Origin of the sequence: Micrococcus sp. HMSC067E09 (assembly GCF_001812555.1) — a bacterium.
Taxonomy (GTDB): domain Bacteria; phylum Actinomycetota; class Actinomycetes; order Actinomycetales; family Micrococcaceae; genus Micrococcus; species Micrococcus lylae.
This window is the reverse complement of the sequence record NZ_KV809449.1, coordinates 72,592-94,865: the sequence shown is the minus strand read 5'-3', so window position 1 is coordinate 94,865 and position 22,274 is coordinate 72,592. Positions and strand designations below refer to the sequence as shown.

Sequence of the window (22,274 nt, the reverse complement as noted above, 5' to 3'; positions counted from 1 at the left end):
CGGAGACTTTCGTGAGACCGTCGTACTCCGTCGCCCTACGCTGGGCGGATGGAGACCGACTGCGTGTTCTGCGCGATCGCGGCCGGCGAGGCCCCGGCCCATGTGGTGGCCGAGGCCGACCACGCGATCGCCTTCCTGGACCTCAACCCCGCCGCCGACGGTCACACCCTCGTGGTGCCACGGCGCCACGTCAGCGAGCTGTCCCACGTGCGAGCCGAGGAGGGCGCGGAGATGTTCGCGCTCGCCGCACGGATCTCCGGCGCGATGCGCGGCACCCTTGCCCCGGCGGTGAACCTGCACCTGGCCGACGGCGCCGAGGCCGGCCAGGACGTCCTCCACACGCATCTCCACGTGATCCCGCGGTCCTTCGGGGACGGTGTGGTGCTCCGCTTCCCGCTGGACCGTGACGCTGCGGCCCTCGAGGCGTCGGCTCAGCGGCTGCGGGACCTGCTCGGCTGACGCCAGCCCGCGGCCGCGGGCTCAATCCCCACCGGCGTCGCCCAGCTCTGCCACCGGTAGTCCTGGCTCACCCCGCCTGCTCCTCCGAGTACTGCCCGGCTCGCACGCCGGCGTAGACGGACTCGGGGGACTCGTCGAGTTCGACGGCCACGGAGTACACGAGGTAGTCGATCGCGCTGGAGAACCCGCGCGCCGCATAGGGGCCGGGGAACGCGTCGAGCCGGGACCGGAAGTACGCGGATCCGGCGCCCTCGCTCAGGGCGTGCAGGCACTGGTAGGTCAGCAGCTCGAGCTGGCCGGGCTGCCCGTCCTCGCCCTTGGGTGCCACCTGCAGGAACCGCTCCTTCACGCCGGGCCACACCTCTTCGGGGCCGAGGTGGATGCCGGCGCCGATCGCCGCCACCAGCCCGTCGGCCACCTTCGCCATCTCCGGGTATACCGGGTCGTCGGCAGTCAGCGCGGAGGCCTGCTCGGCCAGGTCCTCCGGCCACTGGTCCTGCTCGGCGAGGTCGGCGATGAGCGAGCGCAGCTTCTGCTTCTGGAACGGCGTGGTCATGCCCTCGAGCCTATCCGCGGCCCCTCCCGACGACGGCACGCATCCCCGCCTCCGCTGTCACCTTCCGGCGGAGGTCGCCTTGCTGGGTCCTTCTCACTGCCTGAGAATGCCCTCGGCATCCGTTTCCGGGCACCCCTCACCCCTTCCCTGCACAGCGCTGACATGGGAAGAGTGGGGCACCCCAGGCGACGTCGGGCACCCGGCCCGGGTGCCGTCGTCGGGAAGAACCGAAGGAAGGATCCTCACACCATGACCTCTGTCCTCTTCGTCGTCTCCGCCGCGGACGGCTGGACCCTGAAGGACGGCTCCGTCCACCCGACCGGCTACTGGGCGGACGAGCTCGCCACCCCGCACCGCCTGTTCCGCGAGGCCGGCTGGGACGTCTCGATCGCCACGCCGGGCGGCGTCACCCCCACCGTGGACGAGGCGTCCCTGGGCGTCATGGGCGGCACACCGTCCCAGCGTGAGCAGACGAAGGCGTATCTGGAGCAGATCGGCGCCGAGGTCGACCGACCGTTGCGCCTGGAGGACGTGGACGAGGCGGAGTACGACCTCGTCTTCTACACCGGCGGCCACGGCCCCATGGAGGATCTCGCGCACGATCCCGCCTCCGGCCTGCTGATCGCCCGACGCATGGACGCCGGCGCCCCGATCGCCTTCCTCTGCCACGGCCCGGCCGCCGTGTTCGCGTCCAAGGCCCAGGACGGGACCATCGCCGTGCGCGGCCGCACCATGACCGGCTTCTCGGACGCCGAGGAGAAGCTCGTGCCCGCCGCCCGCAAGGCCAAGTGGACCCTCGAGTCCCAGCTGAAGCACAACGGCGTCGTCTATGAGAAGGCCGCCATCCCCATGCGTCCGCACGTGGTGGTGGACGGGAACCTCTACACCGGCCAGAACCCGGCCTCGGCGCAGCCGCTCGCCGAGCAGCTGATCGAGGACCTGGACGCGGTCGGTCGCTGAGCCGCGCCCACGGTGCGGGGGCGGTCAGACGACCGTGTAGCCGCCGTCCACGAGGTAGTAGCCGCCGGTGATGAAGGAGGCCGCGTCCGAGAGGAGGAAGCAGGTCAGGGCGGAGACCTCCGCGGAGGTGCCCAGGCGCTGCATCGGGTGCTTGGCGGCGATGGCCTCCATGGCCTCGGCGTCCAGGTTGGCCTCGAGCAGGGGAGTGCGGATGTAGCCCGGTCCCACAGCGTTGATGCGCAGCTGCTGCGGGCCGTACTCGGCGGCGGCGTTGCGGGTCATGCCGACCACGCCGTGCTTGGCCGCGGTATAGGCGGCACTGTTCGGTGCGGCGACCATGCCGTGCACGGAGGCCATGTTCACGATGCCCGACTCCTCGGCGCCGGCCTCCAGCATGGCGGGGATCTGGTAGCGCATGCCGTACAGGACGCCGTTGAGGTTGATGCCGATGACCTTGTCCCAGGCGTCCAGCTCGGTCTCTCCCACCGGTGCCGGCGGGCCGCCGACGCCCGCGTTGTTCACGGCGTAGTTCAGCTTGCCGTAGGTGTGCACGGCGAACCGGACGAGGTTCTCATTGTCCTCACGGGAGGACACGTCCGCCACGAAAGCGACCGCGGTGCCGCGGGCGTCCGTGATCTCCTGGACGACCTTCTGTGCGTTCTTCTCGTCGATGTCCGACACCACGACCTTCGCGCCCTTGACGGCCAGCTCGTGGGCGATCGCGGCGCCGATGCCGGAACCGGCTCCCGTCACGAGGGCGACGCGGTCTGCGAACGGCATGTGGGTCATGGAAGATCACTCCTGTCCTGCCCGGCGCGGGCAGCTGTTCGGGGATGGTGGTGCGGGCCTGGATCGGCACCCGTGCCGCCCACACTGGCCGTTCACCGGGGCGCAGGCCAGCAAGGACCGGCGGACGGGGGAGATCGTCACCGGACCGTCACCTGCGAGGCAGGTCGGCGGGCTGTGGATGAGGGCATGGGCTTATCGTGTCCGGCCTCGTCTGTACTGTGCGCGGCATGGACACAAACCCTGTGTTCGTTGACTCACCAGCATCCTGGTGTGCTTCCCGTCCTGGAGTGACAATGACCGTTTCCCGTTCGCCCCTCTTCGTCCTGACCGGCGGCCTGGCCGCCCTCGCCCTGCTGGCCGGCTGCGCCGATGCGGACACCACCGCCGCCGCGGATTCCACCCCGACGGCGGCCGCCTCCTCCTCGTCCCAGCCCGCCTCCGCCTCTGCCTCCGAGTCCTCGGACGATGCAGAGAAGACCAAGGCCGACACGTCGAAGGAGGCCGACGGGTCGAAGAAGGCCGCGGCCAGCGAATCGGCCGCAAGCGAGTCTGCGGCGGAGGAGTCCCGCCGTGCCGAGAAGGAGGCGGAGGAGAAGGCCGCCGCCGAGTCCAGCGCCGCCGCCGAGGCGTCGCGCCAGGCGGAGGAGTCCGCCGCCGCCCAGAAGGCCGCCGAGGAGGAGGCTGCGAAGAAGAAGGCCGAGGAGGAGGCTGCTGCCAAGGCAGCGGCTGAGGAGCAGGCCAAGAAGGAGGCGGAGGAGCAGGCCGCCGCTGAGGCCGAGGCCGCCGCGGAGAAGGCCGCTGCCGAGAAGGCTGAGCAGGAGCAGGCGGCGGCCGAGAAGGCTGCTGCGCCGGCTGCTCAGGCCCCGGCACAGTCCGTCTCCGGAACGCAGGCGGCCCGGAAGGCACAGTCCTATCTGGAGTTCATTGCGTTCTCTCGTCAGGGTCTGATCGAGCAGCTGGCGTACGACGGGTTCACCACGGCCGAGGCCACCCACGGTGTGGACAGCCTGACCGTGGACTACACGGCGCAGGCTGCGAAGAAGGCCAAGAGCTACCTGGAGTTCATGGCCTTCTCCCGCTCGGAGCTGATCGATCAGCTGATGTTCGACGGCTTCTCCGCTGAGCAGGCCGCTGCCGGCGCCAGCGCAGTCGGCCTCTGACGTCCAGGTCTGCACAATGTCCGAGGGTGGGTCTCCGTGAGGGGCCTGCCCTCGGCCGGGCCCAGGCGGGGTGCGGCGTCTGGTGCTGGGAGAGAGCCGGTCCTACATTGAGCGCATGGAGACAACGCAGAACACCACCCCAGCGCCCCAGGGTGAGCAGAAGGTCGTGCGGGCCGAGCGGGAGGTCGCCGCGCCGGCGGCCGACGTCTTCGGTCTGATCGCGGACCCGGCAAAGCAGCCGGAGTGGGACGGGAACGACAACCTGCAGGAGGCCGCCCCGGACCAGCGGGTCCACGAGGTCGGCGATGTGTTCGTCATGACACTCACGAACGGGCAGGACCGTGCCAACGAGGTGGTGGAGTTCGAGGAGGGCCGGCTGATCGCCTGGAAGCCCTCTCTCGTGGGAGAGCCTCAGCTGGGCCACCTGTGGCGCTGGGAGGTCATCGCGGAGGGCGACGACCGGTGCCGCGTGATCCATACCTATGACTGGACCGGGCTGGTGGACGACCCGAAGCGTCAGGCGCGTGCCCGTGCCACGACCTCTGACAAACTCATGGCCTCCGTGGAGCGGCTGGCCGCAGTGGCCGAGTCGTTGCGGGCGTGAGCTTTCGATCCGGCGTGTGTGCGTCGGACGGCGGAAGGCCCCGTCACCGAGAGCGGCTCGGTGACGGGGCCTTCGGCTGTCACGGGTTTCGGCGAAAGGTCAAGGGACAGCGCGGACGCCGGTCAGCCGGCGGGGTCGCTGTCCTCGCCAGGGGCTCCGCAGCCCCAGGCGCTGGGGTTCTCCACGCAGTCGTCGGCGACGTTCCGGGTGACGGTGCGGAAGATGTCGGCCTGAAGCGGGTCCGACTCGCGGGTGATCGTCCCATCGATCGGTATCCATGTTTGGCCACCGTCCAGGGAGTATTCGCCCATGTACACGGTGCTGAGGGTCACCGTGTAGGTGCCGGTCTCCTCGAACTGGTGGCTAGTCGCCGTCTCTACGTTGAACTCGGACTGGCTCGACCCGGCCACCTCGGTCGTGCGGGTCGTTCCGTCGCCGTAGTCCCAGTGGTACTCGATGGGCGTGGCACGAATCAGTGCAGGCTCACCGTTCAAGGTCGAGTTCTGCAGGATGTAGATCGCATCCGTGTAGAAGTTCGTGTGGGCGTGACGGATGCCGCGCCCGCCGTTGTCGGCGTGCAGGCGGGGCGGCACGGTGATCAGCCCCGCGACGTCGTTCAGGTCGAAGGACTCCTGCCCCGCACTGGGGACCACGTTGCCGTCTTCGTCGACACAGACGCGGGGTCCGTAGACGATCGACCCTGCCTTGTTCTCCTCGATCCTGGTGTTCACCTCCATGCGTCGGATCCAGCGCCGGCCTTCGCCACAGAACGTCTTCAACTGGTAGTTGCAGTCCCGGAGGTCAGGTGTCATCAGCTGGTCCTGGTAGCACCCGTCGACGTAGGAGACCTGGATGTGACTGGGCTTCTTCTTGCTCTGAGACTTCTTGGCGTAGCCGTTTCGAGCTGGTCCGTTCGAAAAATCGGCTCGACCGTCGCTCTTGCAGTCTTGTCCCACGAGGAACTTCTTGTTGTGGACCTTTGCGTCAATCTCTCCCTTCTGGCACTTCGGAAAATTGGTCTCGGCGAACGCAGAGGGGGCGGCCGTCATCAATGCCATGGATGCGGTCAGTGCGACGAGAGTGAGAGTCGTAGCAGCGAAGGGTTTACTCATTTTCTGGACCGCCCGGCGCAGTGTAGGTCACATCCCAGTGCCCCTTCTCTGGGTTGAAGCGAACATCGTTGTACCAGGGGTCATCTTTGAACTCCGGCGTGGACCCTTCCTTGACGATCCCACCATTCTCATCGAAGTGAGTGCTCTCTCCCAGGGTGATCAAGGAGGTAAGCGCCAAGGCGCGTTTCTGTGGATTGTCACCGCCAACCTGCGAGGAGACCACTTGCGGCTTAGACCCTGTATGCCACTGACCTTCTGCGTAGAGCGCCTCAAGCTCCGACGCGTACCGGTGGCAGTATGCGCAGTCCTCAGACGAGACTTCGAGCATTGGGCCCGCATCACCAGTTTGCTGCAGGTAGTAGAGGGTGTCCCACCAATAGGCAACGGCAGCAGTGCCTCCTTCGTGGGTCTCCTCCTTCATCTCCTCCGGCATCTGCGGCTTCGGCACGTTCTGCGCCGGGCCGTCCTCGGAAGCGGGGACGTACTCACCGTCGTCGGAGCCGCCGCCGCTGCCGCCGGCCTCGGTCGAGTCTGCATCGCTGGACGTGGCGTCGCTCGCCTCGCCGGACTCGGGCCCACTCGGCTCTGCGGGGCCCTCCTCAGGCACGTCGGACTCGGACCCCTCTGAACTCGACCCCTCCGAGTCGGTGCCGTCCGAGGCGGAGGCGGGTGCCGTCGTCGTGAGTGAGGAGGTGGCCTCCTCCTCCGGGTCACCGCCGGCGCAGGCCGTCAGGCCGAGCAGAAGCGCCGCGGACAGGGCGAGCCCGCGGGAAGGTGCGCGAAAGCGCATGAGAAACCCCTCCAGATGTCTCATTCAACAGTTGACGCCACCTGCAGGTCCGCTGATCCCCAACGTCCCCCGACCCCCTGGTCGGCGGTGACTCGGCTCACAGTGTAGGCAGACCCGCCAGGACACCTGCGAGTCGTCCACAGGCCGCGTCGGCATACTTCACCCCATGGACCTGCTGCATGCCCTGATCGCCCTGGGCTTCATCGCTCTCGGCGCCGTGCTGCAGCGGGTCGCCGGCATGGGCGTCGGCATGATCGCCGCGCCCACGCTGTCCCTGCTCGTCGGCCCGATCGCCGGCGTCACACTCTCCAACGTGGCCGCCTCAGTCGCCGCACTGATCCTGTTCCTCATGCTCCGCCGGCACGTGGACTGGCCCAGGTTCCTGCGGCTGGCGCCGCTGCTGATCGCCGGCTCCTTCCTCGGCGCCTGGGCGGTGGCCTCCCTGGACCACGGATGGCTCGAGATCCTGCTCGGCACCTGCATCCTCATCGCCATCGCCGCCGCCCTCGGTCTGCAGCAGCGGTTCACCCTCACCGGCAACAGTGCGGTCTACGGGTCCGGAGCGGTCGCCGGGTTCATGAACACCACCGCCGGGGTCGCCGGGCCCGCGCTCGCCGTCTATGCGGTGGCCGCCAAGTGGGAGCAGCGGTCCTGGGCAGCCACCCTCCAGCCGACCTTCCTGCTCGCCAACCTCACCTCGATCGGCACCAAGGCCCTCTTCGGCGCCGCCGTCCCCGGGGACGTGCACGTTCCCTGGCCGGTCTGGGGCGCCGTCCTCCTCGGCGCGCCGCTCGGCATCCTCATCGGCTCGCGCGTCGCCCGACGGGTGGACCCGGCCAAGGCACGTGTCCTGGCGCTCTGCATCGCCTCCGCCGGCGGTGTGCTGGCGGTCGTTCGGGGTGTGGGAGAACTCGTCGGCTGAACACGGCCCGGGAGTGATCGTCGCGCTCGGCCCGTCCGTTTCGTCTGGCACGCCGCGCCCTCGAGACGCCCCGGCCCTGGTCCTCACAGGTGTATCCGGCTCATCCGAATCCAGGGTGTAGTCGGGGTCTGAACCCGCCGGTCTCGAGCAGGGATCTGGCGATGTAGTTGGTCAGGTTGCGGAACCCCAGCGCCGAGCCGCGCAGGTGCTCGAGCCTGCCGTTGATCGCCTCGGTGGGCCCGTTGGAGGTGCTGGGCCGGTCGAAGTAGGCCAGGACGTCGGCGGCGCGCTTCTTCAGCGTCCTGCCGAGCTTGGTGATCTCGACCAGGGCCTTGGGGACGCCGGTGCTGATCGAGTCGATGAGCCGGGCCATCAGCTCGCGGCCGTGGCGCCGGTTCTCGTGGCGGTAGGCGGCGATCATGCGCTGGTAGACGCTCCAGGTGACCTCGACCTCGACGTGGGCGTCGTCGGCGAACAGGGTGTCCAGTCGGTCCTTCTGCTTGTCGTTGAGCAGGTCGGCGCCGGTGGACAGGGTCCGGCGGGCGGCATAGAGCGGGTCGCCCTTGCGGCCGCGGTGCCCACAGATGGCCTGCTGAACTCGCCGTCGGCACTCATCGAGCGCCTCGCGAGCGAGGCGCGTGACGTGGAAGGGATCTAGCACGGTCACCACGTCGGGCAGTTCCTCGACGGCGGCGGTCTTGAACCCGGTGAAGCCGTCCATCGCGACCACCTCCACGCCGTCGCGCCACTCCTGCGGGCGGTCGACCAGCCAGGTCTTGAACGCCTGCTTGGAGCGTCCTTCGACCATGTCCAGCAGCCGTGCCGGGCCGGTGCCATCTCGCACTGGGGTGAGGTCGATGATCACGGTGACGTACCTGTCGCCGCGACGGGTGTGCCTCCACACGTGCTCATCGACCCCGACGACCTTCACCCCCTCGAAGCGGTGCTCCTCGTCGATCAGCACCCGCTTGCCCTCGACCAGAACGGCGTCGTTGGCGGTGTCCCAGGCCACCCCGAGCCCCTCGGCGACCCGAGCCACGGTCAGGTGCTGGACCACGATCCCTTCCAGCGCCCACCGCAGAGCGCGCCGAGACAACTTGGCCCGGGGCTCGGCCGCGGCGGTGGTGTCCTGGCGCCACACATACCCGCAGCCGCTGCAGCGGTAACGGCGCACGACGACCTCCAGCGTCGTGGGCCGCCAGCCCAGTGGTTCGTGGGCAAGCCGTCGGACCACGGTGTCACGTGGTCTCCCTTCGCAGCCGCAGCGCCGGCACCACTGGTCGGGCTCGACCACCTGACAGGCCAATACGGCACGATCCGGCTCGAGTCGCTGCCCGGTGACAACGAGGCCGAGTTCGTCGAGGCGGCAGAAGGCAGTCAGGTCGGGGCTGGCGAAAGCATCAGCGCGCCCGCCGACGGTAGCGTCGTGCACGTCGAGGTCTTTCGGGCTGAGTGTGCAGGAGCTCTCATCCTCGGGAGACCTCGACCCTCACCCCGACACCGACGCGCCGGCCCGCCGCGCGACGTGCGCTACGCCCTCATCTGGGAAGAGCCTCCGAACCTACCGGAGTCCGAAAGTACCGCGGTCCGAAACTATCTGATGCGCATCTTCTACAATGAGGATGCGCGTATGCACATGCATTCGCACACGCACACTCCTTGGACGCCGTAGCGAGCTTCCGGGCAGACGGTCGCAGACGTCGCCCCCCCTGGCTCGTTTCCCCGCCCATCAAAAAATGAACGACCGCGGACTAGCTCGGATCAAGGCGACATCCCCTCAGCGTCATGACGCGCTTGTGATGCAACTGAATATAGGAAGCTTAGAGATGACGCGACCAGGACAGACCACCACGACTTCGCACGAAGCGATCGATGCGTTCAAGAGAATCGTCGGCGACGAACATGTACTGACCTCTGAGCGTGCCACGATGCCATTCAGCAAAGGCTATCGATTCGGCGGGGGACCAGTCTTCGCCGTGGTGCGCCCCGGCACGCTGGTCGAGATGTGGCGGGCGCTGCAGGTATCCGTCGACAACAACCTCATCGTCATCCCGCAGGCATCGAACACGGGCCTGACTGGTGGATCCGGCCCCGGCTTCCAAGACTACGATCGCCCCATTGTGATCATCTCGACTCACCGCATCGATGAGGTGCACCTCATCAACGACGCGCGCGAGGCGATCTCGCTCGCGGGCACCCCGCTGACACACCTGACCGACGCGCTCGCCAAGCACCAGCGCGAGCCGCACTCGGTGATCGGGTCGACATCAATCGGCGCCTCGGTCATCGGCGGCATCGCGAACAACTCGGGCGGCAGCCAGATTCGCAAGGGTCCGGCATTCACGCGCGAAGCGATCTTCGCCCGCGTCAACGACGACGGCAAGGTCGAGCTGGTCAATCACCTCGGCATCTCGCTCGGAGACGACCCTGAGGTCGCACTCGACCGTCTACAGCGTGGCGAGTGGTCTCCCGAGGATGTCACCCCAGCTCCCGAAGACTCGAACGAGACCGAGTACGCCGAGCACTTGCGCAAGATCGTGCCTTCGCCTGCTCGCTACAATGCGAACCCCGAGTACCTGTTCGAGGCTTCCGGCTCGGCCGGCAAGCTGATGGTGTTCGCGGTGCGCACCCGCACCTTCCCTCGCGAAGTGCACCCGACCGTGTTTTACATCGGCACGAACAACACGCACGAGCTCGAAGAGATCCGTCGGTTGTTCCTCGAAGCCGACATGCCGCTGCCTATCTCTGGTGAGTACATGGGCCGCAGTGCCTTCGACTTGGCCGAGAAGTACGGCAAAGACACCTTCGTCTTCCTGAAGTTCATGAGTCCAGCGCTGCAGACGCGCATGTTCTCGTTCAAGACGTGGGCCAACGGCTTGTTCTCGAAGATTCCCGGCATTGGTCCGACCTTCGCCGACACGGTATCGCAAGCCATGTTCAGCGTGCTGCCCAACCAGCTGCCCAAGCGCATGATGGAGTACCGCAACCGTTTCGAGCATCACCTGCTGCTCACCGTCAGCGAGTCGCAGAAGGCCGCGAGCGAGAAGATGCTCAAGGAGTTCTTCGCAGAGCCCGAGCACACTGGTGAGTTCTTCATCTGCACGTCTGATGAAGAAAAGAGCGCGTCGCTCAACCGGTTCGGCGCGGCCAGTGCCGCCACTCGCTACGCCGCGTTGAAGCGCCGGCACATCGCAGGGCTCATCCCCATCGATGTGGCCCTGCGTCGCGACGATTGGAACTGGCTCGAGGTGCTGCCGGAGGAGATCGACGACCAGCTTGAGGTCAAGGCGTACTACGGGCACTTCTTCTGCCATGTGATGCACCAGGACTATGTCGCCAAGCAGGGCGTGGATCTCGAGGCGCTGCACGACCGCATCCAGCACCTGCTGGAGGAGCGCGGCGCGAAGCTGCCCGCCGAGCACAACTACGGTCGCATCTACAAGCTGCCGGAGTCCATGGAAGAGCACTTCAAGGAGCTCGATCCGACGAATACGTTCAACGCCGGTATCGGCGGCACGTCGCCGCACAAGGACTGGGCCTAAGTCCCCAAGGTAGCGCGACGCCGTGAGAGCCTGAGCGATGTCTTATCCATCTCGGGTGGACCTAGGTGTAAGAGGTCATGACGTTGTTGACTCGGGCCGGGACCAACGAGGCCGGCGGGGCGTTCCCGCAGGAGGTATGAGGCCGATGGACTCTTCTATGTCTGTCAAGCCGTCGTCGGCGCCGCGTGGAGCGCCTCGAGAGTTCGATAGATCCGACGGGCGAGGTAGCGCTTCAGGCAGCGTCGGATCTCTTTTGTCGTGCGCCCCTCAGCTCGCCGTCTGTCAACGTAGGCGCGTGTCTCGGGGTCGTGAACCATCCGGGTGACCGTGGCCATGTGGAGCGCGCGATTGAGCCTTCGATCGCCTCCACGATTCAGCCTGTGGCGAGTCGTGTTTCCCGACGATGCAGGGATGGGACTCACGCCGGCCAACGCCGCGAAGGCAGCTTCGTCACGCAAGCGCCCACGGTGTGACCATGCTGAATAGGCGACTGCGACGGTCACGGGCCCGACGCCGATCACGTCCAGCAATGGGGCAGCTTTGCTCTGCCGCAAAAGCTCCTCGAGCTGCGAGCGGTTGTCAGCGAGCTCAATGTCGAGAGCACGAACTCGCTTGGCCAGCCGGTGGGCCTCGGCTCGTGCAGCCGCGAGCTCGAGGTCCTCAACTCGAGTGCGCCAAGACGCGACCTCGGTGATCTGCCCGTTTGTCAGCGGCTTCCGCGCATCGAGGCCAAGATCTGCGGTGCGCAACAGGGCGGCGAGAGCGTTGACGCTGGCCGTGCGCTCCGAGCTCATGTTCTCCCGCGCGCTCGTCAGGACGCGTAACGCGGGACGCAAGCCGGCATCGGCGCGGGGATGGCGTAGCCGGTCGTCTTCCAGCGGCAGGACAGAACCGCCGATGCGGTACGCATCGAGGGGATCCGACTTACCAATGCGATGATGTGTCCGGGCATCCATCCGGGCTGCCTCGGCGACTTCGTAGCCAGCGTCGGTCACGACTCGTGCGAGCCGTGCGCCATAGGTAGCGGCGCCTTCGATCACCCATAGAGCGGTCAGGTCCGCGCCAATGAGACGAGAGACCCAGGCCACGGCGCGCTTCAGGCCCGCGGACGTCGTCGGGAACTGCTTGGCAGCGATTTGCTCGCCGGTGGCTGCAGTCAGGACCGCGAAACTGTGGTTGCGGGCATGGGTATCCACCCCGATGACGAACGGGCGGGTATGCGCGACGATGGCCATGGCGGTTCGTATTTCCTTCCAAGTACAGGACTGATGACGCGGCCGCTACGGGCTGGCGCGAGCATGGATGGAAGTCACTTCGGGGCAATACTGTGATGAGTCACGACCTCGCCGAGAGGACGAGGACGGACAGTCTTCTGATCAAGCCATCGGAGTGGGCCGGGCGAGCGCCGGCCACCCCACGCCGGAGCCGGACATGTCCATCGAAACGCACCCGATAGAGGCGAATAGTTGTAAGAGCCACGGCCTCGGCGCGGAAGCAGCACGACGCTCACCTTGCCAGCCAGTTCCAGACCAGCCGCCCCAAGACTCACAGTAGTTGTAGTGGTTCACCCACACGGCCAGCGCCTCACGCCGTCAGCTGACCCGCGACGGCCGGCACACCGGCGAAATCCTCGCCACCGGCCACATCGACGAGCCGGCCCGCCGCGCGACGTGCGCTACACCCTCATCTGGGAAGAGCCGTGTATCCGGCTAGCGTGAGAGGTGGATCACAGTCACCGCGGATCATGGAGGAGAAGCCGATGCGTGCGTCCAGGACCACATCACTGACCGCCCTGCTCGCCGCCGGAGCCCTCGCGCTCACCGCTTGTGGCGGAGCCGACGAGTCGGACCCGGATGAGGGAACCGCCACCGAGGCCTCGCCGTCTGCCGCCTCGCCCAGCCAGAGCGAAGGAGAATCCGCAGGGGACGAGTCCGACGGGACCGAGCCCACCGGGGACGAGTCCGCCTCGGCCACCGAGGCGTCCGAATCGGCCGACGACGCCTCTGAATCCGCCTCGCCGTCCACCTCGGAGACAGGCTCCGCCGACGCTTCGTCTACCGACGCCTCCTCTACCGAGGCCGGTCCGAGCCTTTCGGAGGATCCTCCGCGCTGGTCCTTCCCCCTGAACGTGGAGGGCTGGGAGACCTCCGTGATCGACAAGAACGGCATCAACCAGCTGCAGAACTCCCAGGGCTGCCGGTTCACGTCCTCCCAGAACCGCGTGCAGCCGGACCCGGACCAGAGCCCACGGGACGCCAGCCAGGACCTTGCCGAGGAGTTCGAGCAGGGGCTGTCCAGGCAGGCCGCCGAGACCGACTTCACCTATGGCGAGGCAGAGATCCACCTGTTCATGGACGCCGGCACCACGGACGCGGTCAGCCTGTCCGGCACCTACGCCAACTCCCAGGGCCAGGAGTTCGAGACCACCTTCCTCGCCCGCGTCATCCCGGAGCAGCAGTCCTGGGTCTCGCTCCAGTACGCCTGCCCCGCGGACGCCTACGACGAGGACGAGATGGCCGAGCTGTTCCGGTCCACCCAGCTGGACAGCACAGACCCTGCCCCGTTCAAGGACTGACTCGCGGACCAGGGGAGGGCGCCGGGCCGCTAGGTTGATTCCGCCCCACACCTGCTGCGAGAGAGGTCCGCGGAGTGAGCGACGTCCCAGAGCCTGCCCCCGAGCTCCGCCAGTCCGTGCTGGCCACCCTGCGCCGCCCCGGCTGGCTGCGCACGGAGGTCCTCGCGGGTCTCATCGTGGCGCTGGCCCTCATCCCGGAGGCGCTCGCCTTCGCGGTGATCGCCGGTGTCGACCCTCGCTACGGACTGTTCGCGAGCTTCATCATGGCGGTCACCACGTCCGTGCTGGGCGGGCGCCCGGCCATGGTCTCCGCGGCCACCGGTGCCACCGCGCTGGTCCTGGCCCCGCTCGTGGCCTCCCACGGCGTGGAGTACATGCTCGCCGCGGTGGTCCTGGCCGGCGTCTTCCAGATCCTCTTCGCCCTCGCGGGCATCGCGAAGCTGATGCGCTTCATCCCCCGGTCTGTGATGGTCGGGTTCGTCAACGCGCTGGCGATCTTCGTGTTCTCCGCCCAGCTCCCGGAGCTCATCGGCGTCCCCTGGGCGGTCTATCCGCTCACCGCGCTCGGCTTGGCGGTGGTCGTCGGGCTTTCCCGCCTCGGCCCGAACGTCCCGGCGCCGCTCATCGCGATCGTGGTAGTCACGGCCGTCGCGGTGCTCGGCGGCATCCAGATCCCGGCGGTCGGCGACAAGGGCGAGCTGCCGCGGTCCTTGCCGTTCTTCGTCCTCCCGGACGTTCCGCTCACCGCGGAGACGCTGCGGACCATCGCCCCGTCTGCCCTCACGATGGCCCTGGTCGGGCTGATCGAGTCGCTGCTGAGCGCCAAGCTGGTGGACGACATCACAGACACCCGCTCGGACAAGACCCGCGAGTCCTGGGCGCAGGGTGTGGCCAACGGCATCTCAGGCCTGTTCGGTGCGATGGGCGGCTGCGCCGTCGTCGGGCAGACCCTCATGAACGTGAAGGCCTCCGGTGCCCGCACGCGTGTGTCCACGTTCCTGGCCGGGGTCTTCCTGCTCGCGCTGATCCTGCTGCTCGGGGAGTGGGTGGCCCGCATGCCCATGGCCGCGCTGGTGGCCGTGATGGTCTACGTGTCCGTCACCGCCTTCGACTGGCACTCCGTCCGCCCATCCACGCTGCGCCGCATGCCGCTGTCCGAGACGGTCGTCATGGTCACCACGGTGGTCGTCACGGTGGCCACCCACAACCTCGCCCTCGGCGTGGGCGCCGGCGTGCTCGTGGCCATGGTCGCCTTCGCCCGCCGTGTGGCCCACCTCGTCCGAGTGGAGCGGGTCCTGAAGGACGACGACGGCCGCACCACCGCCGCCTACACCGTCACCGGGCAGCTGTTCTTCGCCTCCTCCAACGACCTCTACACGCAGTTCCACTACGCAGAAGACCCGGCGCACGTGCAGATCGACCTCACCGGCGCGCAGCTCTGGGACGCCTCCACCGTGGCCGCCCTGGACTCGGTGCTGGAGAAGTACGACCGACGCGGGACCGCCGTCGAGATCGTCGGCATGGACCCGGCGAGCCGTCGCCTGCGGGAGCGGTTCGGGGACCTGCTGCGCTGAGCCGGGTCCCGGCACGGGAGGGCGCGCTTCCTCCCTGCAGCGAGGCGGCGATGTGACGATTCGCCCCGTCGTTCCCTATGGCGAACCGGGCACTGACCGGGGAGAATGGCTCCATGACCGCACAGACCGACATCGAGGCGCGCTGGACCGCGTACGCCAAGGACTTCACCGCCGTGGTGGACCAGGTGACCGACTGGCACGCGCAGACGCCCTGCGCCGAGTGGGACGCCGCGCAGCTGCTGGAGCACATGGTGACCGCGCAGCGCGACTTCGCGGCCCGCAACGGCCGTGAGGTGCCGATCTTCGACGGCTCCCGCTCCATGGACCGCCGCGTCCAGTGGATCAAGCACTCCGCCGCCATTCAGGCCCTGGCGGGGGACAAGAGCTTCGTCAACCAGACCATGTCCACGGCCCTGGGCCAGTCCACGGTGGGCGACGCCCTGCTGCGCTTCCACGGCTTCGACCTGGTGGTGCACCGCTGGGACCTGGGCCGCTCCCAGGGCATCGACGTGCAGTTCACGGACGTCGAGATGGACCGACTCGAGGCCACCCTGGACGCGTTCGGGGACCGCGCCTACACGCCCGGCATTCTCGCGGAGCCGGTGCCGGTGGCTGAGGACGCCTCCCGGCAGCAGAGGCTTCTGGCCCGCATGGGCCGCAAGGGCTGACCTCGCTCCCTTCACGACGACGGCCGCTCGCCTCCCGGCGGGCGGCCTCCGTGCGTCTGAGGGCCGGTCCCGCCCGGTGCGGGGAGACCTCGAGGGCAGGTCAGCGGCGGATGCGGTCCCAGAAGTCCGCGACGCGGCGCTCGATGTCCTCGACGATCCGCTCGAGGGCCTGCCAGTCCGCCTCGTCCGGGTCTCCCACGGGCCAGTCCTCGTAGTGCACGTGCTCGAACACGGGGCAGTCGTCCCCGCAGCCCATGGTGATCACGTAGTCGGCACTGCGGACCTTCTCGTCCGTGAGCGCACGGGGCTTCAGGCCCTCGACCTCGGCGCCGTGTTCGGTCATCACCTGCGCGACGTTCTCGTGGACGGCCTCGGCCGGGCGGGACCCGGCGGAGTCGACGTGCACCAGGCGGCCGCCGAGCTGCTGGAGGAACATGGCGGCCAGCTGGGAGCGGCCGGCGTTCTGGACGCACACGAACAGCACGCGCGGCACTCGGGCCGTCGCGCTCGGCGCGGTCGCCTGCTTCTGCCTGTCCATGTGCCCTCCCGCCTGTCGGTCCGGCGCCGGTTGTCCTGCCCGTCGGTCCGGAGCCGAGGGGCCGTCCTCAGGCTATCCAGAGCATGCGGAGCCCGCGGCCGTTCGAGCCGACCGCGTCCGGCCGGTGGTCCGGGGCGGGCGTCAGGCGCCGGGGAGCAGCTCCTGCACCAGGGCCTCCACGCGCCGGCGGATCTCGTCCCGGATCGGACGGACGGCCTCGACGCCGAGGCCGGCCGGGTCCTCCAGCACCCAGTCCTCGTAGCGCTTGCCCGGGAAGAACGGGCAGGTGTCCCCGCAGCCCATGGTGACCACCACGTCCGAGGCCTGCACGGCCTCCGGGGTGAGGACCTTCGGGGTGTTCGCGGAGATGTCGATGCCCTCCTCGGCCATGGCCTCCACGGCCGCGGGGTTCACGCTGTCCCTCGGCGCGGAGCCGGCGGAGCGGACCTCGATCCGGCCCCGGGACAGGTGCTCGAGCCAGGCGGCGGCCATCTGGGAGCGGCCGGCGTTGTGGACGCAGACGAAGAGGACGGACGGGCGGGCGGTGTCGGCGGTCATCGGGAGACCCTCCTGGGGACGGTGGGATCGGCGGGGAAGAGGCAGCGCCCCGCCCACATCGAGACGTACACCAGGGCCACCAGCACGGGGACCTCGATGAGCGGGCCGACCACGCCGGCCAGCGCCTGACCGGAGGTCACGCCGAAGGTGCCGATCGCCACGGCGATCGCCAGCTCGAAGTTGTTGCCGGCGGCGGTGAAGGCCACCGTGGCCGAGCGGGCGTAGTCGAAGCCGGCCGCCTTGGCGGCCAGCAGCGAGCCGCCGAACATCACCACGAAGTACGCGAGCAGCGGCAGGGCGATCCGGGCGACGTCCCACGGGCGCGTGGTGATGGCCTCGCCCTGGAGGGCGAACAGCAGCACGATCGTGAACAGCAGGCCGTAGAGCGCCCAGGGGCCGATCTTCGGCAGGAACGTGTCCTCGTACCACTGGCGGCCGCGGGCGCGCTCGCCGATCAGCCGGGTGAGGAAGCCGGCCAGCAGGGGGATGCCCAGGAACACCAGGACGGAGGCGACGATCGCCCAGAAGGAGAACCCGGCCGTCGTCGTCTCCAGGCCCAGCCAGCCGGGCAGGACCTGCAGGTAGAACCAGCCCAGCAGGCCGAAGGCGAGCACCTGGAACACCGAGTTCACGGCCACCAGCACGGCGGCGGCCTCGCGGTCGCCGCACGCGAGGTCGTTCCAGATCAGCACCATGGCGATGCAGCGGGCCAGGCCCACGATGATCAGGCCCGTCCGGTACTCCGGCAGGTCCGCCAGGAAGATCCAGGCCAGCACGAACATCAGCGCCGGACCGACCACCCAGTTCAACAGGATCGACAGCCCCATGAGCCTGCGGTCCGCGGTGATGCGGGCGGTCTCGTCATACCGGACCTTGGCCAGCACCGGGTACATCATCACGAGCAGGCCGAGGGCGATCGGCAGGGACACGTTGCCGACCTTCAGGGAGTCCAGGGCCTCGTCCAGGCCCGGGACGAGCCGGCCCAGCAGCAGCCCGGCGGCCATGGCCAGCAGGATCCAGGCGGGCAGCCAGCGGTCGAGGAAGGACAGGCGCGGGACCTCGGCGGCCGCACTCGGCGTGCCGCCGGAGTGCCGGAGCGGGGCCCGGTCCGGCGCGGAGCGATCCGGAGTGGAGGTCATCGGGGATCCTTCGGTGACGGGGCGGTGGTGACGCACCCACAGTACACATCGATGAGCGTCGATGTATTGTGGCCCGCATGACCTGCTGCCGACCCGCCGTCCGTGAGCTCTCGGCCGAGCAGGCCGAGGCGCACGCCGCCGTGCTCAAGGCCCTGGCTGACCCCATGCGCCTGCGCCTGCTCTCCCACCTCGCCGCCCAGGACTGCGCCGCCGTCTGCTCCTGCGACCTCGTGGACCGGCTGGGCATCTCCCAGCCCACGGTCAGCCACCACATCAAGCGCCTGGTGGACGCCGGCCTGGTCACGCGCGAGAAGCGGGGGCGCTGGGCGCACTACACCGTGGTGCCGGAGGCCTTCGCACCCCTGCGCGAGGTGCTCTCCTTCGGCTGAGGGGTCGCGCATCCTCCGGCCCGACGGACACAATGGCGTCCATGAGCGAGAACTCCGCCGCAGACCTGAACGCCCTGCTGTCCGCCCCGGCCAAGGAGGTCCACGCCGAGGACGCCGTGGCCGCCGCCCTGTCCCAGGACGAGTCCCTGGCCGGCTGGACCGTCCGCGAGGGTCGCCTGCACACCGCCTGCCAGACCCCGGACTTCGCCTCCGCACTGATGACCGTGAACCAGATCGCCGCCGCCGAGGCCGCGGACCACCACCCTGACCTCGAGTTCGGCTGGGGCCGCGTGGCCGTGTCCCTGGTCAGCCACGACGTCTCCGGCCTCACCTCCCGCGACCTGCGCATGGCCCGCACCGTCTCCCAGATCCTCGCCGGGGAGGGCCTGACCGCGGAGGACCACGCGTGAGCGTCCCACCGCAGGACCACCTGCTCGCCGCCTACGGCACGCTCCGCCCCGGCGAGCCGAACGAGCACATCATGGAGGGCATGGACGGCACCTGGACGCCGGCGCTGATCCGTGCCCGGCTCTACCCCTCGGGCGTCGGCCGTGCCGAGGGCTACCCCGGCGTCGTGCTCGACCCCGCCGCGGACCCGGTGCCCGTGCAGCTGTTCGCCTCCGCGGACCTGCCGGAGCAGTGGGACCGCCTCGACGACTTCGAGGGCCCCGGCTACCGCCGCGTCCCCGTGCAGGTCGAGGTGCCGGTGGAGGAGGAGACCGTCACCGCCTGGATCTACGAGCTCGTCCCGGAGGCCGTCCCCGCCGAGGGCTGACGTCCGGCGGAGTCTCAGCCGTCCCCGTCGGCCGACCCAGCCGGACGGGACGGCGAGGAGCCCTCGGAGGGTGAGCGGCCGTCGTCGTGCCCCTCGCGGGCCTCGTCCCGCTGCCGCTTCCAGCGGCGTGCGGACCACCAGGTCAGCGCGAGGACGGCGACCCAGGCCAGGGCCACGATCACGCCGTTGACCACGCCCGGCTTCGCGATGAACGCGCCGATCGACACCAGAGACACCTGACCGGGGATCGAGCCGAGCGTGGAGGCGAGTGCGAACGTGCCCAAGGGAACGCCCACGGCGCCCGCACCGTAGTTCACCGGCCAGTAGGGCAGGCCGGGTGCGCAGCGCAGGGCCATGATCGCCAGGAACCCGCGCTCTTCGAGGGCCTTGTCGATCCGGTGCGCGTGCCGACCCAGACCCTTCATGACCACCTGGTGGCCGGCGAGCCGGGCGATGCCGTACGCCCCGACCGCCCCTGCGGAGGCCCCCGCCACGGACAGCAGCGACCCTGCGAGGGGACCGAAGAGCAGGCCGCCGGCCACGGCCATGATCGTCACCGGGATGGGCGTCAGCGCCACCACGGCGTAGGCCCCGACGAACACGAGCCCGGACCACGCCCCGTAACCGTCGAGGGTCTCGCGCAGCTCGTCCAGCTCCGGCAGGCGCACCGTCAGGGCCAGCCACAGGAACACGGCCGCCACCGCCACGAGCAGGACGGCACGCAGCACCGACTGTACGTCGGGGCCGGAGGAGGGGTGCGGGGTGCTCACAGCACGTCATCCTCCCCCATCCGGGCCCGGTTCTACTCCTCCTCGGACGGTGTGAACAGCATGTCGGCCGGGAAGAGCCCCTCGTCCTCCGCGTCCGCCTCGTGCATCCGGACCTGCCGGTGCAGGTGCTCCATGCGGGCATCGAGCTCGTTGGCGACGTCCGCGGCCGCCGTGAGCTCGGTGACGATGTGCGGCGGGATGTCCCCGTCGAACTTGTAGTTGATCTTGTGCTCCAAGGACGCCCAGAAGTCCATGGCGCTCGTGCGGAACTGCACCTCCACCACCACGAGCTTCACCCCCGTGGAGAAGTGCACCGGCACGTGCACGATGCAGTGCAGGGAGCGGTAGCCGTTCGCCTTGGGCTCGGCGATGTAGTCCTTCACCTGCAGCAGCTCGATGTCCGGCTGGGCGGTGAACAGCTCGAACACCCGGTAGACGTCCGCGCTGAAGGAGACGACCACGCGGGCGCCGGCGATGTCCGTGATCTCCGTGCGCAGCTCGTCCAGGTCGAAGGTCAGCCCGCGGGCCGTGGCCTTGCGCAGGATCGACTGGGCCGACTTCACCCGGGTGGCGATGTGCTCGATCGGGTTGTAGTCGTGCAGGTGTGTGAACTCGTCCTGCAGCACCTCCAGGCGGGACTCCACCTGGTTCAGGGCGGAGCGGTACTCGAGGTCGAAGCGCTCGAACTCGGAACGCATCGTGTCCAGCGCCTGGGCCACCGCCGGCGGCAGCCGCGTCAGATCCGAGACCGGCGTGCCGCTCAGCGGCACCAGGGTGGAGCCGGGGGCAGCGGCGTCGCCGGCCGGGGGCTCGTCCGGCTGCGGTACGGGAGAGGGCATGGTCTCGAGGGTACTGATCGAGTCTGCGCTGTCGCTGGAGGTGGGCGTCGCCTGTGGAGAACCGGGGCGGTCCACGACGACGGCGGCTCGCCCTCCGCGTCCGGCCCGCCGTGGGCGCTCGGCCGGCTCAGACGAAGACCTTGCCGGGGTTCATGATCCCGTGCGGGTCGAACACGGCCTTGATGCGGCGCTGCAGCCCGTCCTGGACCTCGCCGAGCTCGGCGGCGAGGAAGTCGCGCTTGAGCAGGCCGACGCCGTGCTCGCCGGTGAGGGTGCCGCCCAGGTCCAGGGCGGCCCGGAAGACCTCGCCGGCGGCGTCCCACACGTGCTGCGGGATCTCGCCGGAGCCGCCCACCCCATCGGCCTCGCCGAACACGAGGATCGGATGCAGGTTGCCGTCCCCGGCGTGGGCCGCAGTGGGGATCCGGACGCCGGTGCGGGCCTCGATCTCACGGATCTGCGCGAACATCTCGACCATCGTGGTGCGCGGCACCGCCACGTCCTCCACCAGCGGGGTCCCGAGCCGCTCCAGGGCGGGGAAGGCGCTGCGGCGCAGGGCGACCAGGCGCTCGGCCTCCTCGGGGGTCTCGGCGATGCGTCCGGTGCCGCCGTTGGCCACAACCAACTCGAGCATGCGCGCGCCCTCGGCCGCTGCGCCGGGGCCGTCGGCCTGGATCAGCAGGAACGCGCCCTCCTCGGGCAGGTCGGCGCCGTCCGGGCCGGCGTAGTCCTTGATCGCGGCGAGGGTGGCCTCGTCCGCGAGCTCCATGATCGCCGGCACCAGGCCTGCCGTGGTGATCGCGGCGGCGGTGGCGGCGCCGGCCACGACGTCCGGGAAGAACGCGCCGAGTGTGACCACCTCGCCGGGGACCGCCGGGCGCAGTGCAAGGGTGGCCTCGACGATCACGCCGAGCGTTCCCTCCGAGCCGATCATCAGGGCCGTCAGGTCATAGCCCGTGACGCCCTTGACGCTGCGGTGGCCCATCTCGATCAGCGAACCGTCCGCCAGGACCACCTTCAGGCCCAGCACGGCCTCGCGGGTCACGCCGTACTTGGCGCAGAGCAGGCCGCCGGCGTTCATCGCGATGTTGCCGCCCACCGTGGAGATGTCCTTGGAGGCCGGGTCCGGGGCCCACCACAGGCCGTGCTCGGCCAGCGCGCGGTTGAGGTCGCCGTTGAGGATGCCCGGCTCGACCACGGCCAGACGGTCCGCGGGGGACACCTCGAGGATCCGGTCCATGCCGGTCAGGTCCAGCACGAGCTCGCCGGCGCCGGCCACGGCCCCGCCGGCCAGCCCGGACCCCGCTGCACGGACGACCAGCGGGGTCCGGGTCTCGTCCGCGATGCGGCACACCGCCTGCACGTCCTCCACGGACTGCGCGTGCACCACGGCCAGCGGGTCCGCGCCGGAGCGGTGGCCGGAGCGGTCGGTCCGCGCGGCGGCGAGGACCTCGGCGGCCGTGTCCACGCGGCCGGGCAGGGACTCGGAGAGGCGGGTCAGGACGTCGTCGGGGGAGCGGCGGTCGGTCTGCATGGGTCCAGTGTGACCCATGAC

Annotated in this window: 24 protein-coding genes; 12 read left to right on the top strand and 12 right to left on the bottom strand. The window is 69.3% G+C overall.

Annotation, left to right across the window (positions count from 1 at the left end):
- Positions 1–48 precede the first annotated feature (48 nt).
- Positions 49–459, top strand: a complete 411-nt coding sequence (locus HMPREF2863_RS08685) for an HIT family protein (RefSeq protein WP_070639491.1) — start codon at positions 49–51, stop codon at positions 457–459.
- A 67-nt stretch (positions 460–526) separates the two neighbouring features.
- Here the strand turns inward: HMPREF2863_RS08685 and HMPREF2863_RS08680 are convergent, their stop codons facing one another.
- Positions 527–1,015 carry a hypothetical protein gene (locus HMPREF2863_RS08680; RefSeq protein WP_070639489.1) on the bottom strand — a complete coding sequence of 163 codons (489 nt, stop codon included), beginning with the start codon at positions 1,013–1,015 and terminating at the stop codon, positions 527–529.
- Positions 1,016–1,264: 249 nt separating this feature from the next.
- Between HMPREF2863_RS08680 and HMPREF2863_RS08675 the strand changes: the two genes are divergently transcribed.
- Entirely contained in the window at positions 1,265–1,975 is a 711-nt protein-coding gene (locus HMPREF2863_RS08675; RefSeq protein ID WP_070639488.1) for a type 1 glutamine amidotransferase domain-containing protein, read from the top strand.
- Positions 1,976–1,999: 24 nt separating this feature from the next.
- On the opposite strand, the gene HMPREF2863_RS08670 is transcribed toward HMPREF2863_RS08675, so the two are convergent.
- Positions 2,000–2,755 carry an SDR family NAD(P)-dependent oxidoreductase gene (locus HMPREF2863_RS08670; protein WP_067190032.1) on the bottom strand — a complete coding sequence of 252 codons (756 nt, stop codon included), beginning with the start codon at positions 2,753–2,755 and terminating at the stop codon, positions 2,000–2,002.
- A gap of 302 nt (positions 2,756–3,057) precedes the next feature.
- On the opposite strand from HMPREF2863_RS08670, the gene HMPREF2863_RS12195 reads away from it, so the two are divergent.
- Together HMPREF2863_RS12195 and HMPREF2863_RS08660 are read left to right on the top strand one after the other, a co-directional pair.
- Entirely contained in the window at positions 3,058–3,924 is an 867-nt protein-coding gene (locus HMPREF2863_RS12195) for an Ltp family lipoprotein (protein ID WP_070639486.1), read from the top strand.
- Between the two features lie 115 nt (positions 3,925–4,039).
- Positions 4,040–4,528, top strand: a complete 489-nt coding sequence (locus HMPREF2863_RS08660) for an SRPBCC family protein (protein WP_070639484.1) — start codon at positions 4,040–4,042, stop codon at positions 4,526–4,528.
- Positions 4,529–4,650: 122 nt separating this feature from the next.
- Here HMPREF2863_RS08660 and HMPREF2863_RS08655 read toward each other — a convergent pair whose 3' ends face one another.
- Together HMPREF2863_RS08655 and HMPREF2863_RS08650 are read right to left on the bottom strand one after the other, a co-directional pair.
- Positions 4,651–5,577: a PKD domain-containing protein gene (locus tag HMPREF2863_RS08655; protein WP_246828862.1), complete on the bottom strand. Its 927-nt coding sequence runs from the start codon at positions 5,575–5,577 to the stop codon at positions 4,651–4,653.
- Positions 5,578–5,632: 55 nt separating this feature from the next.
- Positions 5,633–6,454, bottom strand: a complete 822-nt coding sequence (locus HMPREF2863_RS08650; protein WP_141756402.1) for a DUF6318 family protein — start codon at positions 6,452–6,454, stop codon at positions 5,633–5,635.
- 142 nt (positions 6,455–6,596) lie between these two features.
- Here HMPREF2863_RS08650 and HMPREF2863_RS08645 point away from each other — a divergent pair, with 142 nt between their 5' ends.
- The gene (locus HMPREF2863_RS08645) at positions 6,597–7,352 is read left to right on the top strand and encodes a sulfite exporter TauE/SafE family protein (protein ID WP_070639480.1); all 756 of its coding nucleotides are present in this window, start codon (positions 6,597–6,599) and stop codon (positions 7,350–7,352) included.
- A 100-nt stretch (positions 7,353–7,452) separates the two neighbouring features.
- Here HMPREF2863_RS08645 and HMPREF2863_RS08640 read toward each other — a convergent pair whose 3' ends face one another.
- Positions 7,453–8,784 carry an ISL3-like element ISPfr3 family transposase gene (locus tag HMPREF2863_RS08640; RefSeq protein ID WP_067189967.1) on the bottom strand — a complete coding sequence of 444 codons (1,332 nt, stop codon included), beginning with the start codon at positions 8,782–8,784 and terminating at the stop codon, positions 7,453–7,455.
- A gap of 394 nt (positions 8,785–9,178) precedes the next feature.
- Here HMPREF2863_RS08640 and dld point away from each other — a divergent pair, with 394 nt between their 5' ends.
- Positions 9,179–10,894, top strand: a complete 1,716-nt coding sequence (dld, locus tag HMPREF2863_RS08635) for a D-lactate dehydrogenase (RefSeq protein WP_070639477.1) — start codon at positions 9,179–9,181, stop codon at positions 10,892–10,894.
- 164 nt (positions 10,895–11,058) lie between these two features.
- Here dld and HMPREF2863_RS08630 read toward each other — a convergent pair whose 3' ends face one another.
- On the bottom strand, positions 11,059–12,129 hold the full coding sequence (locus tag HMPREF2863_RS08630; protein ID WP_070639475.1) for an IS110 family RNA-guided transposase: 1,071 nt from the start codon (positions 12,127–12,129) through the stop codon (positions 11,059–11,061).
- 524 nt (positions 12,130–12,653) lie between these two features.
- Between HMPREF2863_RS08630 and HMPREF2863_RS08625 the strand changes: the two genes are divergently transcribed.
- From HMPREF2863_RS08625 to HMPREF2863_RS08615, 3 genes are all read left to right on the top strand, one after another.
- Positions 12,654–13,469, top strand: coding sequence for a hypothetical protein (locus tag HMPREF2863_RS08625; RefSeq protein WP_141756401.1), 816 nt, complete (start codon positions 12,654–12,656; stop codon positions 13,467–13,469).
- A gap of 74 nt (positions 13,470–13,543) precedes the next feature.
- Positions 13,544–15,043 (top strand): SulP family inorganic anion transporter, encoded by a 1,500-nt coding sequence (locus HMPREF2863_RS08620; protein WP_070639471.1) that lies wholly within the window; start codon positions 13,544–13,546, stop codon positions 15,041–15,043.
- Positions 15,044–15,156: 113 nt separating this feature from the next.
- The gene (locus HMPREF2863_RS08615) at positions 15,157–15,711 is read left to right on the top strand and encodes a maleylpyruvate isomerase N-terminal domain-containing protein (protein WP_070639469.1); all 555 of its coding nucleotides are present in this window, start codon (positions 15,157–15,159) and stop codon (positions 15,709–15,711) included.
- A 100-nt stretch (positions 15,712–15,811) separates the two neighbouring features.
- Here HMPREF2863_RS08615 and HMPREF2863_RS08610 read toward each other — a convergent pair whose 3' ends face one another.
- The 3 genes from HMPREF2863_RS08610 to arsB form a co-directional block, all read right to left on the bottom strand.
- Positions 15,812–16,249, bottom strand: a complete 438-nt coding sequence (locus HMPREF2863_RS08610) for an arsenate-mycothiol transferase ArsC (RefSeq protein ID WP_067189978.1) — start codon at positions 16,247–16,249, stop codon at positions 15,812–15,814.
- 141 nt (positions 16,250–16,390) lie between these two features.
- Positions 16,391–16,807: an arsenate reductase ArsC gene (locus tag HMPREF2863_RS08605; protein ID WP_067189979.1), complete on the bottom strand. Its 417-nt coding sequence runs from the start codon at positions 16,805–16,807 to the stop codon at positions 16,391–16,393.
- Positions 16,804–17,946 carry an ACR3 family arsenite efflux transporter gene (gene arsB / locus HMPREF2863_RS08600; RefSeq protein WP_082739736.1) on the bottom strand — a complete coding sequence of 381 codons (1,143 nt, stop codon included), beginning with the start codon at positions 17,944–17,946 and terminating at the stop codon, positions 16,804–16,806. The genes HMPREF2863_RS08605 and arsB overlap by 4 nt, the downstream gene beginning before the upstream one ends.
- 77 nt (positions 17,947–18,023) lie before the next feature.
- Between arsB and HMPREF2863_RS08595 the strand changes: the two genes are divergently transcribed.
- From HMPREF2863_RS08595 to HMPREF2863_RS08585, 3 genes are read left to right on the top strand one after another with little or no spacing between them, the layout of a single operon-like run.
- The gene (locus HMPREF2863_RS08595) at positions 18,024–18,335 is read left to right on the top strand and encodes an ArsR/SmtB family transcription factor (RefSeq protein ID WP_070639651.1); all 312 of its coding nucleotides are present in this window, start codon (positions 18,024–18,026) and stop codon (positions 18,333–18,335) included.
- A 41-nt stretch (positions 18,336–18,376) separates the two neighbouring features.
- Positions 18,377–18,745, top strand: a complete 369-nt coding sequence (locus tag HMPREF2863_RS08590; protein ID WP_168165775.1) for a 4a-hydroxytetrahydrobiopterin dehydratase — start codon at positions 18,377–18,379, stop codon at positions 18,743–18,745.
- A complete protein-coding gene (locus HMPREF2863_RS08585; protein ID WP_210386727.1) occupies positions 18,742–19,110 on the top strand; it encodes a gamma-glutamylcyclotransferase family protein in 369 nt (122 codons plus the stop codon). Before HMPREF2863_RS08590 ends, HMPREF2863_RS08585 begins: the two co-directional genes overlap by 4 nt.
- A gap of 14 nt (positions 19,111–19,124) precedes the next feature.
- On the opposite strand, the gene HMPREF2863_RS08580 is transcribed toward HMPREF2863_RS08585, so the two are convergent.
- The 3 genes from HMPREF2863_RS08580 to HMPREF2863_RS08570 all read right to left on the bottom strand — a co-directional run bounded on the left by HMPREF2863_RS08580 (position 19,125) and on the right by HMPREF2863_RS08570 (position 22,253).
- Entirely contained in the window at positions 19,125–19,880 is a 756-nt protein-coding gene (locus HMPREF2863_RS08580; protein ID WP_070639467.1) for a TVP38/TMEM64 family protein, read from the bottom strand.
- 32 nt (positions 19,881–19,912) lie between these two features.
- Positions 19,913–20,719 carry a GTP pyrophosphokinase gene (locus HMPREF2863_RS08575; protein ID WP_083315336.1) on the bottom strand — a complete coding sequence of 269 codons (807 nt, stop codon included), beginning with the start codon at positions 20,717–20,719 and terminating at the stop codon, positions 19,913–19,915.
- Between the two features lie 127 nt (positions 20,720–20,846).
- On the bottom strand, positions 20,847–22,253 hold the full coding sequence (locus tag HMPREF2863_RS08570) for an FAD-binding oxidoreductase (protein ID WP_070639465.1): 1,407 nt from the start codon (positions 22,251–22,253) through the stop codon (positions 20,847–20,849).
- Positions 22,254–22,274: the final 21 nt, after the last annotated feature.

Coding starts and splice junctions, on each gene's coding strand:
- HMPREF2863_RS08595 (WP_070639651.1), top strand. CDS start 18,024: ATGACCTGCTGCCGACCCGCCGTCCGTGAGCTCTCGGCCGAGCAGGCC.
- HMPREF2863_RS08670 (WP_067190032.1), bottom strand. CDS start 2,755: ATGCCGTTCGCAGACCGCGTCGCCCTCGTGACGGGAGCCGGTTCCGGC.
- HMPREF2863_RS08660 (WP_070639484.1), top strand. CDS start 4,040: ATGGAGACAACGCAGAACACCACCCCAGCGCCCCAGGGTGAGCAGAAG.
- HMPREF2863_RS08570 (WP_070639465.1), bottom strand. CDS start 22,253: ATGCAGACCGACCGCCGCTCCCCCGACGACGTCCTGACCCGCCTCTCC.
- HMPREF2863_RS08625 (WP_141756401.1), top strand. CDS start 12,654: ATGCGTGCGTCCAGGACCACATCACTGACCGCCCTGCTCGCCGCCGGA.
- arsB (WP_082739736.1), bottom strand. CDS start 17,946: ATGACCTCCACTCCGGATCGCTCCGCGCCGGACCGGGCCCCGCTCCGG.
- HMPREF2863_RS08645 (WP_070639480.1), top strand. CDS start 6,597: ATGGACCTGCTGCATGCCCTGATCGCCCTGGGCTTCATCGCTCTCGGC.
- HMPREF2863_RS08650 (WP_141756402.1), bottom strand. CDS start 6,454: ATGAGACATCTGGAGGGGTTTCTCATGCGCTTTCGCGCACCTTCCCGC.
- HMPREF2863_RS08655 (WP_246828862.1), bottom strand. CDS start 5,577: ATGACGGCCGCCCCCTCTGCGTTCGCCGAGACCAATTTTCCGAAGTGC.
- HMPREF2863_RS08680 (WP_070639489.1), bottom strand. CDS start 1,015: ATGACCACGCCGTTCCAGAAGCAGAAGCTGCGCTCGCTCATCGCCGAC.
- HMPREF2863_RS08630 (WP_070639475.1), bottom strand. CDS start 12,129: ATGGCCATCGTCGCGCATACCCGCCCGTTCGTCATCGGGGTGGATACC.
- HMPREF2863_RS08615 (WP_070639469.1), top strand. CDS start 15,157: ATGACCGCACAGACCGACATCGAGGCGCGCTGGACCGCGTACGCCAAG.
- HMPREF2863_RS12195 (WP_070639486.1), top strand. CDS start 3,058: ATGACCGTTTCCCGTTCGCCCCTCTTCGTCCTGACCGGCGGCCTGGCC.
- HMPREF2863_RS08610 (WP_067189978.1), bottom strand. CDS start 16,249: ATGGACAGGCAGAAGCAGGCGACCGCGCCGAGCGCGACGGCCCGAGTG.
- HMPREF2863_RS08675 (WP_070639488.1), top strand. CDS start 1,265: ATGACCTCTGTCCTCTTCGTCGTCTCCGCCGCGGACGGCTGGACCCTG.
- dld (WP_070639477.1), top strand. CDS start 9,179: ATGACGCGACCAGGACAGACCACCACGACTTCGCACGAAGCGATCGAT.
- HMPREF2863_RS08590 (WP_168165775.1), top strand. CDS start 18,377: ATGAGCGAGAACTCCGCCGCAGACCTGAACGCCCTGCTGTCCGCCCCG.
- HMPREF2863_RS08605 (WP_067189979.1), bottom strand. CDS start 16,807: ATGACCGCCGACACCGCCCGCCCGTCCGTCCTCTTCGTCTGCGTCCAC.
- HMPREF2863_RS08685 (WP_070639491.1), top strand. CDS start 49: ATGGAGACCGACTGCGTGTTCTGCGCGATCGCGGCCGGCGAGGCCCCG.
- HMPREF2863_RS08575 (WP_083315336.1), bottom strand. CDS start 20,719: ATGCCCTCTCCCGTACCGCAGCCGGACGAGCCCCCGGCCGGCGACGCC.